Annotated in this window: 13 protein-coding genes; 9 read left to right on the plus strand and 4 right to left on the minus strand. The window is 72.4% G+C overall.

Going from position 1 to position 12,006, the window contains the following annotated elements:
- The first annotated feature begins 110 nt into the window (after nt 1-110).
- Nucleotides 111-776, plus strand: a complete 666-nt coding sequence (locus ACFVVA_RS05835) for a hypothetical protein (protein ID WP_387686076.1) — start codon at nt 111-113, stop codon at nt 774-776.
- 59 nt (nt 777-835) lie between these two features.
- Here the strand turns inward: ACFVVA_RS05835 and ACFVVA_RS05840 are convergent, their stop codons facing one another.
- The 3 genes from ACFVVA_RS05840 to ACFVVA_RS05850 all read right to left on the minus strand — a co-directional run bounded on the left by ACFVVA_RS05840 (nt 836) and on the right by ACFVVA_RS05850 (nt 1,949).
- Nucleotides 836-1,213 carry a hypothetical protein gene (locus tag ACFVVA_RS05840; protein ID WP_380351282.1) on the minus strand — a complete coding sequence of 126 codons (378 nt, stop codon included), beginning with the start codon at nt 1,211-1,213 and terminating at the stop codon, nt 836-838.
- A gap of 113 nt (nt 1,214-1,326) precedes the next feature.
- On the minus strand, nt 1,327-1,596 hold the full coding sequence (locus tag ACFVVA_RS05845) for a chaplin (protein WP_387686078.1): 270 nt from the start codon (nt 1,594-1,596) through the stop codon (nt 1,327-1,329).
- A 110-nt stretch (nt 1,597-1,706) separates the two neighbouring features.
- Nucleotides 1,707-1,949, minus strand: a complete 243-nt coding sequence (locus ACFVVA_RS05850) for a chaplin (protein WP_359902786.1) — start codon at nt 1,947-1,949, stop codon at nt 1,707-1,709.
- 496 nt (nt 1,950-2,445) lie between these two features.
- Here ACFVVA_RS05850 and ACFVVA_RS05855 point away from each other — a divergent pair, with 496 nt between their 5' ends.
- From ACFVVA_RS05855 to ACFVVA_RS05875, 5 genes are all read left to right on the plus strand, one after another.
- Entirely contained in the window at nt 2,446-2,685 is a 240-nt protein-coding gene (locus tag ACFVVA_RS05855; RefSeq protein ID WP_387686081.1) for a chaplin, read from the plus strand.
- Nucleotides 2,686-2,928: 243 nt separating this feature from the next.
- Nucleotides 2,929-4,602: an RICIN domain-containing protein gene (locus tag ACFVVA_RS05860; RefSeq protein WP_387686083.1), complete on the plus strand. Its 1,674-nt coding sequence runs from the start codon at nt 2,929-2,931 to the stop codon at nt 4,600-4,602.
- A 199-nt stretch (nt 4,603-4,801) separates the two neighbouring features.
- Nucleotides 4,802-6,091, plus strand: a complete 1,290-nt coding sequence (locus ACFVVA_RS05865) for a glycosyltransferase family 39 protein (RefSeq protein ID WP_387686086.1) — start codon at nt 4,802-4,804, stop codon at nt 6,089-6,091.
- A gap of 63 nt (nt 6,092-6,154) precedes the next feature.
- On the plus strand, nt 6,155-6,646 hold the full coding sequence (locus ACFVVA_RS05870; protein ID WP_359902797.1) for a MarR family winged helix-turn-helix transcriptional regulator: 492 nt from the start codon (nt 6,155-6,157) through the stop codon (nt 6,644-6,646).
- Nucleotides 6,647-6,740: 94 nt separating this feature from the next.
- Complete coding sequence (locus tag ACFVVA_RS05875) at nt 6,741-8,189, plus strand: DHA2 family efflux MFS transporter permease subunit (protein ID WP_387686088.1); 1,449 nt, start codon at nt 6,741-6,743, stop codon at nt 8,187-8,189.
- 58 nt (nt 8,190-8,247) lie between these two features.
- On the opposite strand, the gene ACFVVA_RS05880 is transcribed toward ACFVVA_RS05875, so the two are convergent.
- Complete coding sequence (locus tag ACFVVA_RS05880; protein WP_078589103.1) at nt 8,248-8,730, minus strand: hypothetical protein; 483 nt, start codon at nt 8,728-8,730, stop codon at nt 8,248-8,250.
- A gap of 439 nt (nt 8,731-9,169) precedes the next feature.
- Here ACFVVA_RS05880 and hemL point away from each other — a divergent pair, with 439 nt between their 5' ends.
- The 3 genes from hemL (at nt 9,170) to ACFVVA_RS05895 (ending at nt 12,005) form a co-directional block, all read left to right on the plus strand.
- Nucleotides 9,170-10,498 carry a glutamate-1-semialdehyde 2,1-aminomutase gene (gene hemL, locus ACFVVA_RS05885; protein WP_387686092.1) on the plus strand — a complete coding sequence of 443 codons (1,329 nt, stop codon included), beginning with the start codon at nt 9,170-9,172 and terminating at the stop codon, nt 10,496-10,498.
- Between the two features lie 74 nt (nt 10,499-10,572).
- Nucleotides 10,573-11,223, plus strand: a complete 651-nt coding sequence (locus ACFVVA_RS05890) for a histidine phosphatase family protein (RefSeq protein WP_387686367.1) — start codon at nt 10,573-10,575, stop codon at nt 11,221-11,223.
- Between the two features lie 164 nt (nt 11,224-11,387).
- Nucleotides 11,388-12,005 carry a TlpA disulfide reductase family protein gene (locus ACFVVA_RS05895; protein ID WP_359902808.1) on the plus strand — a complete coding sequence of 206 codons (618 nt, stop codon included), beginning with the start codon at nt 11,388-11,390 and terminating at the stop codon, nt 12,003-12,005.
- Nucleotide 12,006: the final 1 nt, after the last annotated feature.

Genomic DNA, 12,006 nt, shown 5'->3' on the forward strand with positions numbered 1-12,006 from the left:
AACGGCCGCAATCCGCACTCCCGGTCACTCGTTGAGCAGATCGCTTTCCGGTTGCGGCCCCGCAGCCCTTCCCAGTGATCCCCAGTACGGACAGCAGAACGGTGAAAAGCATGAAGTTCTCCCAGCGGGCCGGCGCGATGCTGCTGGCGGTCGGTGCCGGTGTGCTCGCCTCCCAAGGTGCGGCCGGCGCCGCCACCCCGATCGGCCCCGACCAGGTCGGCGCGCTGGAGGACGCGCTGGCCACCCAGCAGGTCCCGGCGGACATCCCGCTCGCCCCGCTGGGCAGCCGGCTCACGGCCGGCATCCCGACCTCGCTGGTGATGCCGCCGGCGCCCGGCCGGACCACCGGCGGCGGCGGCGCGCTGCTCCCGGAGCAGATCCTTCCCCAGCTGACCACCGGCAAGGTCGGCCCGAGCGCCAAGGCCGATCTGCCGCTCCCGCTGGTCGACCAGGGCGCCGACCTCGGCAAGGTGCTGCTGGACGCCCCGGCCGCGCCGCTGCACGCCAAGACCCCGGGGCTCACCCTCGGCGAACCGCTCTCGCTCGCCCAGGACGGCGCCGGCCAGCTCGCCGACGGCCGGCTGAAGGTGGACGAGATCGACCCGCGCCTGATCTCCGGCGCGGTGCAGGTGGTCCCCGGGGCCAAGGCCAGCCTCGGGGGCGAGGACAGCCGGCTCTCCGTCACCGACACGGCGGCCGCCCTGGCCGGGACCACCACCGGGACCGCCACCGGCGTGGTGCAGACGACCGGGCTGGCGGGCCTGACCCAGCTCTGACCCGGCTCCGACCCGGGCGCCGCGCCCGGGACGAGAGCCCGGGACGAGAGCCCGGGGGCTCAGCCCGGCAGGAGGCCGGTCAGCCCGCCGACCAGCGGGAGGTCCTTGACGCCGCCGCCGGCGCTCAGCGGGCCGGTCAGCGTCCCGGTGCCGACGGCGGGCAGGCCCTGGTCGGGCTGGAGGGCCGCGCCGTTGTTGAGGAAGTCGGCCGAGGAGTTCGCCCACGGGTCCAGCCGCAGGCTCTTGATCGGCGCGATGCCGTAGCCGAGGCCGGTGGTGGTCCCGCCCAGCGCCTGGCCGAGGTCGGTCTTGGTCAGCGTGGCCGGGCCGGCCGGGGCCTCGCCCGGGGCGGTGGCGGCCTGCGCCGAACCGGCGCCGAGCAGCACCGCGGCACCCACGGCGGCGGCCAGTCCGGCCGCGTTCTTCTTCGAAACCATCGTGATCACCCTTCGGTGGATCGGGGATCCCGGACGGCTGTCCGGGGACGCCGAACTGCCCCCCGGCCGACTGGTCGGGGGGCAGGACGGCCGGAACACGTGCCGATCGGGGATCAGCAGTCGTCCGCGGGCGGCGGGGGCAGCTCCACGTTGGCGCAGGCGTTGCCGAAGGCCGGGTTCAGCAGGCCGACCACGTTGATGGAGTTGCCGCACAGGTTGACCGGAACGTGCACCGGGACCTGGATCTGGTTGCCGGAGATGACACCGGGGGAACCGACGGCCGCGCCCTCGGCGCCCGCGCTGGCGGCGGCGGAGCCCGCCGCGCCCAGCACCAGGCCGGCAGCGGCGGCGGAGAGGACGGCGGCCTTCTTCATGTTCTGCATGGGGGGTTGATCTCCTCGATCACACACGGGTGGAGCGTGCCGCGCCCCGGCGCTGCGGGGCGCGGCACGGGCTCGGTGAATCGGCTGTCGCCGGTGCGGCGACCGCGGGTTCAGCCGATGTTGGCGCACTGGTTGCCGAAGGCCGGGTTCAGCAGGCCGATGATGTCGATGCTGTTGCCGCACAGGTTGATCGGGATGTGCAGCGGGATCTGGATCTGGTTGCCGGAGAGCACGCCGGGGGAACCGGCGGCGACGCCCTCGGCGCCCGAGCTGGCGACCGCACCGCCGGCGGCACCGAGCACCAGGCCGCTGGCGGCCAGGGACAGGACGGCGGCCTTCTTGAAGTTGCGCATGTCATTCCTCCGATTTCTGCCCGACGGAATGGGAATGTCGGGAGTCGGGCGAGCGCGAATACTCACCCGAAGGCTTCAGGGATTGCCGTGATTGTCACTCGGTCGGCGCATATCGGCGTGTTCCGCCCATGGCTCGGGCGTGGCCGTGGCTGCCGGGTCGCGGTGCCTCCCGAAACGATTCCCGCACGGCCGGGAAAGGCTTCGGACAAAGGCGCGACCAGGTGGAATTCCGGTCGGGCGTTCCGGCACGGGTTGCCGGACGCCGGGTTCTGGGAGGCCCGCCGCGCGGGGGCCGGTGGAGACCGGGTTCCGTGAGGGAGAACGAGGCACCGCGCGGGGGGAAACGGTCCGACCCTCCGATCACCCGAATGCCCGGTCCGCGGCGCCGTTGCGCCGGATGGGTGACAGTGCCGGGACCGTCGCAACCGGTCCGGTGGGGTCTCGTTCTAGATGTCGCACTCCCCGTGCATATCTGTCGAACAGTCAGGAGGCTCGTATGAGCATCAAGAAGACCGCCGCCGTCGGCGCGGCCGTGGTGGGCATCGTGGCCGCCGGCGCCGGTTCCGCGATGGCCAGCTCCGGCGCCCAGGGCGTCGCCGCCGGTTCCCCCGGTGTCGTCTCCGGCAACCAGATCCAGGTCCCGGTGCACGTTCCGGTCAACCTGTGCGGCAACACCATCGACATCATCGGCCTGCTGAACCCGGCGTTCGGCAACAAGTGCGCCAACGTGGGCTGAGCCCGCACCCGGTTCGGCCGGTGCGAGCCGCCGTTCCGCGCCTCCCTCCTGGGGCGCGGGGCGGCGGCTCTTCGTTGTGCCGTGAACGTGTCGGTCCGTCGGTTCCCGGCGGTGTCACGAGTCTTGTTGCGTTACTTGTCAGTACCTAGAATGCGAGACCTGCTCACCTTTCCTGCTCCTCTCTTGCTCCGCACCGCTCGGCTCCCCGCCAGGGCGGTCCCCCACCCCCGCAAGGAGTCGCGTGTGATCAGGTCATCCCTGCCGGTGGCACGGCGAACGCGTACGGGTGCGTCCCGGTGCGCGGCACTGCTCGCCACCGGAGCCCTCCTCGCCACCCTCGGCCTGGCCGGCGCCCCCGCCGCCCTGGCCGACCCCGCCCCGGCCGCGCCCGCGGCCACCCGTCCGGCCGCGATCGTCGCCCTCGGCGACAGCGCCATCTCCGGGGAGGGCGCCGGCACCGACACCAACGACGGCTACTTCCCGGAGACGGACAGCCCCACCAACTACTGCCACCGCCACCCCAAGTCGGAGATCTTCGTCACCGACATCCCCGGGGTCACCCCGATCGACCTGGCCTGCTCCGGCGCCCAGACCGGCGACCTGGTCAGCGACCCGGAACTGGCCAAGGTCACCGGCCCCGGCAGCGGCGACTTCGGCGAGCCCAAGCAGGACGTCAAACTCGCGGACACGGCGGCCAAGTACGACGTCAGGATGGTCGTCGTCACGATCGGCGCCAACGACGACTTCGACTTCAGCGGGATCATGATGCACTGCCTGGCGCAGTACTTCCCGATCCCCAAGGACCAGGGCTGCCGGGACACCATCGGCAGCGACGAGATCCGCCGGCGCGCCAAGGGCGTCCAGCCCAAGGTGGTCGCGGCGCTCCAGAACATCCGTCAGACCATGCGCAGGGCCGGCTACGCCGACTCCTCGTACCAGCTGGTCTACCAGTCGTACTTCAACCCGATCACCCCGGACATTCGGCGCAACGACTACCTCGGCAAGATCGCCGACGGCTGCCCGGCCTTCCCCGAGGACCTCGCCTGGGGCCACAACTGGGTGGTGCCGACACTCAGTGACGCGCTGCGCGGCGCGGCCGAGCAGGTGCCCGGCGTCCGGTACCTGGACCAGCGGCGGGTCGCCTTCGGGCACGAGGTCTGCGCGGAGTGGACGTCCTCCCCGTACGAGTACTCCAACGGGGACGTCATCAACCTCTCCGAGTGGGTGCGCAACGGCTGCGACTCGCAGATCGGCATCCCCGGGCTGTGCATGAACATGATCCGCCAGTCGTACCACCTGCGGGTGGCCGGCTACCGCGGCGAGGGCGTCTGCCTCGGCCAGTTCTACGCCCGGACCGAGCTGACGCAGGCGTACTGCACGCTCAACCAGCAGAACACCACCTCGATCCAGCCGCTCACGCCCGGACAGCCGTTCGGGGACGTCCCCGAGGACGGCGCCTGGTACCAGCTGACCAACGCCGCCAGCGGCAACGCGCTCGACCTCACCGGCGGCGGCAGCTACGGCGACTCCACCAACGGGCGGCCCGCGATCACCTATCCGGCCACCGGCGGGCTCAACCAGTCCTTCGTCCTGGAGGCCAAGGCGGGCGGCAGCTACGAGCTCGACTTCAGCGGCAACCGGAACATGTGCCTGGACGCCAACGCCGGCTCCACCGCCCCCGGCACCCGGATCCAGCAGTGGGGCTGCAACGGCGGCGGCAACCAGCACTGGGTGTTCACGCCGGCCGGCGACGGCCGCTACAAGATCGCCGACTCCCAGGACCGCAGCAAGGTCCTGGCCGCCGGCAGCGCCCTCGACGCCAAGGGCAACCCGTACGTCGAACTCGCCACCGACACCGGCGCCGCCAACCAGCTCTGGCAGCTCACCAAGCTCGGCATCGTCTACGTCCACGGCTGATCCACCCCGCACGCGCCCAGGCCGTCGCCGCCCCCGACCGGGCGGCGACGGCCTGGTTTTCGGCACGGGTGGCACGGCGCCGGACAGGGCTCCGGGGGCACCAGGGGGCCTCGGTTCGGGGGCGTGCCGTAGGCTCACGGGAAAATCGTTGCGCCGGAGCCGCGCGGACCACGAGCGGGGCGGGGAGTACCCAGACCAGATGAGCACGGCATCGAGCACTGAGTCGTCCAGCACCCAGTCCGGAGCGCCCGCGGCGCCCGCAGCGGAGTCGGCGGAGACCCCCGAGGAACGGACCGGCCGGGAGCCCGGCCGGTTCGGGGCACTGGTGGACCGCTTCGGGCCCGCACTGGGCGCGTACGCGGCGGTCAAGGCCATCGGCGTGACCGTCTTCATGCTGCTGCTCTCGCACACCGGCGACTACCTGACCAAGCAGCCGGGCCGCGGGGGCGCTGCCAAGCCCTGGGACGTGCTGGGCACCTGGGACGGCGTCTGGTACCAGCGGATCGCCGAGAACGGGTACAACCCGCAGCTGATCCCGCTGCACGGCTTCCCGCTGGCGACCTACTACGAGAACTCGGCCGCCTTCTTCCCGCTCTACCCCTGGCTGATGCGGCTGGTCGGCGCGGTCACCGGGCTCGGCCCGTACGGCTCCGGGATCGTCGTCTCGGTGCTGGCCTCGCTGGTCGCGGCGGCGGGGATCTTCGCGATCGCCGAGCGGCTCGGCGGCTTCCGGGCGGGCGTGATCGCGGCGGTGCTCTGGGGCCTGTTCCCGGGCTCCGGCGTGGAGTGGGCGGTCTACTCGGACTCGCTGTTCGTCGCGCTGTCCGCCTGGGCCTGCTACTGCGTGATGACCCGCCGCTGGCTCGCGGCCGGTGTGCTGACGCTGGTGGCGGGCCTCAACCGGCCGACCGCCGCCGTGCTGATCGCCGCCGTCTCGATCGCCGCGCTGGTCGCGCTGGTCCGCCGCACCGACGGGGTGGCCCGTCCGCTGACCGCGATGCTGATCACGCCCTGGGGCCTGCTCGGCTACGTCGCCTGGGTCGGCTGGAGGATGGGCGACTGGGGCGGCTACTTCAAGCTCCAGCAGGGCGCCTGGAACCGCTACTTCGACGGCGGCTCCTCCACCCTGCGCACGATCAGGGACGTGATCACCGGCCACTGGACCTACTGGCAGGCCAACCCCGTCCCGGACCTGATCGCGATCGGCCTGCTGATCGCCCTGCCCGGGCTGGTGCTGCTGCTGTGGCGCACCCGGCCGCCGCTGGTGCTGTGGATCTACACCGGGCTCACCATCTTCACCGCGCTGAGCACCAACCAGATCTTCGGCAACATCTCGCGCTACCTGCTGCCCGCCTTCCCGCTCTGCATCGGCCTGGCGGTGGCGCTGCGCCGGGTGCGGCTCTCCTCGCTGGCCTGGCTGCTGGGGATGCCGGTCCTCGCGGCGGGCTGGTACGCGGGCTATGCGCTGTTCGAGTTGGGCATCCCGTAGACCCGGCGTTGGTTGGCTACGGGATCATCCGGGAGCAGACGGGCCGTTGCTAACCTCGGACGTATGACGACGACCCCGCCGCCCGTGCGCCAGATCCGCGACATCTCCGGGCTGATGGACCACGCGAGCCACGTGCTGGCCACCCGGATGGCGGCCGCCTTCACCGAGCTCGGGATCACCCCGCGCGCCTACTGCGTGCTGTTCCACGCGCAGGAGTCCGAACGCACCCAGATCCAGCTGGCCGAGCTGGCGGACCTGGACAAGACGACCATGGTGGTCACCGTCGACGAGCTGGAGAAGGCGGGCCTGGCCGAGCGCCGCCCGTCCGCGACCGACCGGCGGGCCCGGATCGTCTCGGTCACCGAGGCGGGCGAGCGGGCCGTGGTGCAGGGCACCGCGATCGCCGACCGGGTGCACCGCGAACTGTTGGAGGCGCTGCCGCAGCCGGAGCGCGAGGTGTTCGTCTCGGCCCTGACCCGCCTGGTGGAGGGCCATCTCGCGGAGCCGGTCGAGGTCGAGCGCACCGTCCGCCGTGCCCGCCGCTCCCGGGGCTGACCGCCCGGCCCCAAGCTGCTCCCGAGATAGATAGTCCCGAACAAAACGATCTGATAGCGTCCTACCCGGTACTCGACGAACCGGGAGAACCGCCATGACCACGCACGCCCCGGCCGCGCCCACGCCGGCCTCCGCAGCCCCCGCCACCGCCCGCTCCCGCACCCTCGCCCTCGCGGTGCTCTGCGCGGGAATGCTGATGATCGTCCTGGACGGCTCGATCGTCACCGTGGCGCTGCCCGCGATCCAGGGCGACCTGCACTTCTCGCCCGCCGGCCTCACCTGGACGGTCAACGCCTACCTGATCGCCTTCGGCGGCCTCCTCCTGCTGGCCGGCCGGCTCGGCGACCTGATCGGCCGCAGGCGGATGTTCGTCGCCGGGCTCACCCTCTTCACCGCCGCCTCGCTGCTCTGCGCCGTCGCCACCGGGCAGCAGGCGCTGATCGCCGCCCGCTTCCTCCAGGGCGTCGGCGGCGCGATGGCCTCCGCCGTCAGCCTCGGCATGATCGTCACGCTCTTCCCCGAGCCGGCCGAGCGCGGCCGGGCGATCGGCGCGTTCAGCTTCGTCGGCGCGGCCGGCGCCTCGATCGGCCAGGTCCTCGGCGGGGTGCTCACCCAGGCGCTCAACTGGCACTGGATCTTCCTGATCAACCTGCCGCTCGGCCTGGCCGCCGTCCTGCTCTCCCTGCGGCTGCTGGAGTCCGACCGCGGCCCCGGCCTGCGGGCCGGCGCCGACGTGCTCGGCGCCGTGCTGATCACCGCCGCCCTGATGCTCGGCATCTACACCATCGTCGGCACCGGCGAGCACGGCTGGACGTCGGCCCGCACCCTGGGCCTCGGCGCGCTCTCGCTCGCGCTGCTGGCCGGCTTCCTGCTCCGGCAGGCCCGGGCCGCCCAACCCCTGCTCCCGCTGCGGATGTTCCGCTCGCGCGACGTCTCCGGCGCCAACGCCGTACAGGTGCTGACCATCTCCGGGATGTTCGGCTTCCAGATCATGGTCGCGCTCTACCTGCAGCAGGTCCTCGGCTACGGCGCCGCCGCCACCGGCCTGGCGATGCTCCCGGCGGCGGCCGCCATCGGCGCGGTGTCGCTGCTGCTCTCGGCCCGGCTGAGCGCCCGGTTCGGCGAGCGCGCCGTGCTGCTCGCGGGGCTCGCCATGCTGCTCGCCGCGCTCGGACTGCTGGTCCGGCTGCCCGCCGACGCCGACTACGTCGTCCACCTGCTGCCGACCATGCTGCTGATCGCGGGCGGCGGCCTGGTGCTGTCCACGCTCGCGGTCCTCGGCATGTCGGGCGCCGGACCGCAGGACGCGGGCACCGCCTCCGGCCTGTTCAACACCACCCAGCAGGTCGGCGGCGCGCTCGGGGTCGCCGTCCTCGGCACCCTCGCGAGCGGCCGCACCGCTGCCCTGACCGCGGCCGGGCACCCTGCCGCGGACGCCCTGGCCGGCGGCTTCCGCCTCGCCTTCGCGGTCGCCGCCGGACTGCTCGCGGTGGCCCTGCTGCTCGCCGCCACCGTCCTGCGGCCGACCGGACGTCAGAACTGACGGCCCGCCAACCCGCTTTGCCCCGGCCCGCGTTCGAACAGCGCGCCGGGGCCGGGCGTCACGGCCAGACCAGGCAGTACAGCTGGTGCCCCGCCTCGTGCAGCCGGTTGGCGAAGTCCTGCCACTCGTGCAGCATGCTGTAGATCACGAACGCGTCCCGCGGCCCGCGCCGGTCCGGCACGGTGGACCAGATGAAGGCGGCGGCGCCGAGCTCCGTCTCGTCGGCCTTGCGCAACGGCTCGACGACGTTGTGGGGCAACTGGACGACGGCGTAGTCGGGGTGCAGCACGACCAGTTCCAGCGGCGGCACCTGGTGCAGCGGCACGCCCTGGATGCCGGTGAGCACCATGGCGCTCATCGTCTCTGGCTTGATCTTGGTGGAGAGGTGGCCGGTGGGGGAGCCGCTGGTCTCCATCAGGTCGCCGAGCCGTCCCAGCGAGCCGAGCTCGCCGGCGTCCAGGCCGAGTCCGCCCGGGCCGAGGGCGGTGGGGACTCTGGCGGCGGTCGCGCGGTCCGGGGCCCCGAAGTACTTGTAGGTCACCCCCACGCGTCCCTCACCCCGCCTCTCACCGCCGCGACGACCACGACCCGTACCCGCTCCCGTACCCCCGCGTGCGGTTTCGGCGGGCCTGCGGGAGCCCCCCGCAGCCTCGTCGTAGCCGTCCTGCGCCTCGGACACTCGGACCATCCTCACCGGAATTCGCCGGAATCGACAGACCCCCGCACATCCGGCGCCCACCGGACGTGCTCCTTACCCGTCATGCGCCGCCGTACCCAATCGCGGTACGCGGCAGTCCTCTCCACACCCCTGCACACAAACCGGAACGCCCGTGCACTCTGTGTACACAGTCTGACTGGTCCCCGGTCCGGCGCAGTCGGCGGCCCCTGCTGTACGGACAACCGTACAGACAACGGTGCCCGGATCATCGTTCCAGATGATCGGGTCGGACATGCAGAGCGTGAGGACACGATTTGAGACCATGTCTTTTGTGAGCTACCCCTACGAAGCCCCCCAGTCCCAGTCGCTGTTCGACCGCGCCTCCGTGGTGACGCCCGGCGGCGTCAACTCCCCGGTGCGCGCCTTCCGCGCGGTCGGCGGCACGCCGCGCTTCATGGTGTCCGGCACCGGCCCCTACCTGACCGACGCCGACGGCCGCGAGTACGTCGACCTGGTGTGCTCGTGGGGTCCGATGATCCTCGGCCACGCGCACCCCGCGGTGATCGACGCCGTTCAGCGGGCCGTCTCCAAGGGCACCTCCTTCGGCACCCCCGGCCAGGGCGAGGTCGAGCTGGCCGAGGAGATCGTCGGCCGGGTCGCCCCGGTCGAGCAGGTCCGCCTGGTCTCCTCCGGCACCGAGGCCACCATGTCCGCGATCCGGCTGGCCCGCGGCTTCACCGGCCGGGCGAAGGTGGTCAAGTTCGCCGGCTGCTACCACGGTCACGTGGACGCCCTGCTGGCCGCCGCCGGTTCCGGCGTGGCCACCTTCGGCCTGCCGGACACCCCGGGCGTCACCGGCGCCCAGGCCGGCGACACCATCGTGCTGCCGTACAACGACCTGGCCGCCGTCGAGCAGGCCTTCGCCGCCCACCCGGGCGAGATCGCCTGCGTGATCACCGAGGCCTCGCCCGGCAACATGGGCGTCGTCCCGCCGCTGCCCGGCTTCAACGGCGGCCTGGCCCGGCTCTGCCGGGAGAACGGCGCGCTGTTCATCTCCGACGAGGTGATGACCGGCTTCCGCGTCTCCAAGGCCGGCTGGTACGGCCTGGAGGCGGCGAACGAGGGCTGGGCGCCGGACCTGCTGACCTTCGGCAAGGTCATGGGCGGCGGCTTCCCGGCCGCGGCCTTCGGCGGCCGCGCCGACGTGATGGCGCACCTGGCCCCGGCCGGCCCGGTCTACCAGGCGGGCACCCTGTCCGGGAACCCGATCGCCACCGCGGCCGGCCTGGCCCAGCTGCGCGGCTGCACCGACGAGGTGTACGCCACGGTGGACAAGGTCGCCGCCGAGGTCTCCGGCCTGGTCACCGACGCGCTCGCCAAGGAGGGCGTGGCCCACCGGCTGCAGACCGCCGGGAACATGTTCTCGGTGTTCTTCACCGAGGCCCCGGTCACCGACTACGACGAGGCCAGGACCCAGGAGGCGTACCGTTTCACCGCCTTCTTCCACGCGATGCTGGCCGCGGGCGTCTACCTGCCGCCGTCCGCCTTCGAGTCCTGGTTCGTCTCGGCGGCCCACGACGAGCGGGCGATCGAGCGGATCGCCGCCGCCCTGCCGGCCGCCGCGCGCGCCGCTGCCGCCGCCACGGCCTGACCCGTCGCGGCCCGAACCCGATTCCCAGGAGTAGTCGAGAAGTGAGCGCCAAAGAGATCACCGTCGTCCACGTGATGCGGCACGGCGAGGTGCACAACCCGGAGGGCGTCCTGTACGGGCGCCTGCCGGACTACCACCTGTCCGAGCTGGGCCGGAAGATGGCCGAGCGGGTCGCCGAGGACCTGGCCGACCGGGACATCACCCACGTGGTGGCCTCCCCGCTGGAGCGGGCCCAGGAGACCGCCGCGCCGATCGCCGAGGCGCACGGCCTGGACGTCGCGGCGGACGGGCGGCTGATCGAGGCGGAGAACGTCTTCGAGGGCAAGACCTTCGGGGTCGGCGACGGTTCGCTGCGGAACCCGGGCTACTGGAAGTACCTCACCAACCCGTTCAAGCCCTCGTGGGGCGAGCCGTACCTCGACCAGGCGGTGCGGATGATGGGCGCGCTCGGCGCGGCCCGGGACGCCGCGCGCGGGCACGAGGCGGTCTGCGTCAGCCACCAGCTGCCGATCTGGACCCTGCGCTCCTTCGTGGAGCGCCGCCGGCTCTGGCACGACCCGCGCAACCGGCAGTGCTCGCTGGCCTCGCTGACCAGCTTCACCTTCGAGGGCGACAGGATCGTCTCGGTCGGCTACCGCGAGCCGGCCCGCGACCTGCTGCCCGCGCACCTGGTGGGCAAGGGCCGCAAGGGCGACAAGCCGGTGGGCAAGAGCTTCGGCGCCTAGCCTCCGCACCTTCGCCGCCCCGCCTCCGTAAGCGGCGTGTAAGTATGACTTCGGGTCACCCGGCAGATGCCGGGTGACCCGATTTCGTCGCAGGTCAGAGGGGGTGCGACGCGCAAGGCAGGACCCCGGCGAACCGGCCCGGAACTCCATGCGAAACTTTTCACATGTCTGCCATGACGCGCCCCCGTCCCCGTGTCGCCGCAGCAGCCGCCGCCACCGTCGCCGCCGCTGCGCTCGCCCTCACCGGCTGCTCCTCCTCGGGCTCGTCGGGCGGCGGCGAGGGCCAGGTCGGCTTCGTCACGGTCAAGGGCACCAACCTGTCGAAGGCGGAGGCCGGCAAGCGCGGGGACGCGCCGGACATCTCCGGCGAGACGCTGGAGGGCACCGCGGCCAAGCTCTCCGACTACCGGGGCAAGGTCGTCGTGCTGAACGTCTGGGGCTCCTGGTGCGGCCCGTGCCGGGCCGAGGCCAAGAGCCTCCAGAACGTCTCGGAGAAGTACAAGGACCAGGGCGTCCAGTTCCTCGGCATCAACACCCGGGACACCGAGAAGCAGAACGCCGTCCGCTTCGAGCAGGAGCAGGGCGTCACCTACCCGAGCCTCTTCGACCCGGCCGGCACCCAGCTGCTCAAGTTCCCCAAGGGCAGCCTCAACCCGCAGTCCATCCCGACCACCCTGATCGTCGACCGGGACGGCAAGCTGGCCGCCCGCGCCGTCGGCGGCACCACCGAGGACGCGCTGGAGTCGATCCTCCAGCCGGTGGTCGCGGAGCAGAAGCAGTGAG

The organism is Kitasatospora sp. NPDC058048 (genome assembly GCF_042885555.1).
GTDB classification, from domain to species: domain Bacteria; phylum Actinomycetota; class Actinomycetes; order Streptomycetales; family Streptomycetaceae; genus Kitasatospora; species Kitasatospora lactacystinica.

Excerpts from the sequence above, each read along its gene's own strand:
- ACFVVA_RS05845 (WP_387686078.1), bottom strand. The coding sequence starts at position 1,596 with ATGCAGAACATGAAGAAGGCCGCCGTCCTCTCCGCCGCCGCTGCCGGC.
- ACFVVA_RS05865 (WP_387686086.1), top strand. The coding sequence starts at position 4,802 with ATGAGCACGGCATCGAGCACTGAGTCGTCCAGCACCCAGTCCGGAGCG.
- ACFVVA_RS05890 (WP_387686367.1), top strand. The coding sequence starts at position 10,573 with ATGCGGCACGGCGAGGTGCACAACCCGGAGGGCGTCCTGTACGGGCGC.
- ACFVVA_RS05895 (WP_359902808.1), top strand. The coding sequence starts at position 11,388 with ATGTCTGCCATGACGCGCCCCCGTCCCCGTGTCGCCGCAGCAGCCGCC.
- ACFVVA_RS05840 (WP_380351282.1), bottom strand. The coding sequence starts at position 1,213 with ATGGTTTCGAAGAAGAACGCGGCCGGACTGGCCGCCGCCGTGGGTGCC.
- hemL (WP_387686092.1), top strand. The coding sequence starts at position 9,170 with ATGTCTTTTGTGAGCTACCCCTACGAAGCCCCCCAGTCCCAGTCGCTG.
- ACFVVA_RS05875 (WP_387686088.1), top strand. The coding sequence starts at position 6,741 with ATGACCACGCACGCCCCGGCCGCGCCCACGCCGGCCTCCGCAGCCCCC.
- ACFVVA_RS05855 (WP_387686081.1), top strand. The coding sequence starts at position 2,446 with ATGAGCATCAAGAAGACCGCCGCCGTCGGCGCGGCCGTGGTGGGCATC.
- ACFVVA_RS05850 (WP_359902786.1), bottom strand. The coding sequence starts at position 1,949 with ATGCGCAACTTCAAGAAGGCCGCCGTCCTGTCCCTGGCCGCCAGCGGC.
- ACFVVA_RS05870 (WP_359902797.1), top strand. The coding sequence starts at position 6,155 with ATGACGACGACCCCGCCGCCCGTGCGCCAGATCCGCGACATCTCCGGG.
- ACFVVA_RS05835 (WP_387686076.1), top strand. The coding sequence starts at position 111 with ATGAAGTTCTCCCAGCGGGCCGGCGCGATGCTGCTGGCGGTCGGTGCC.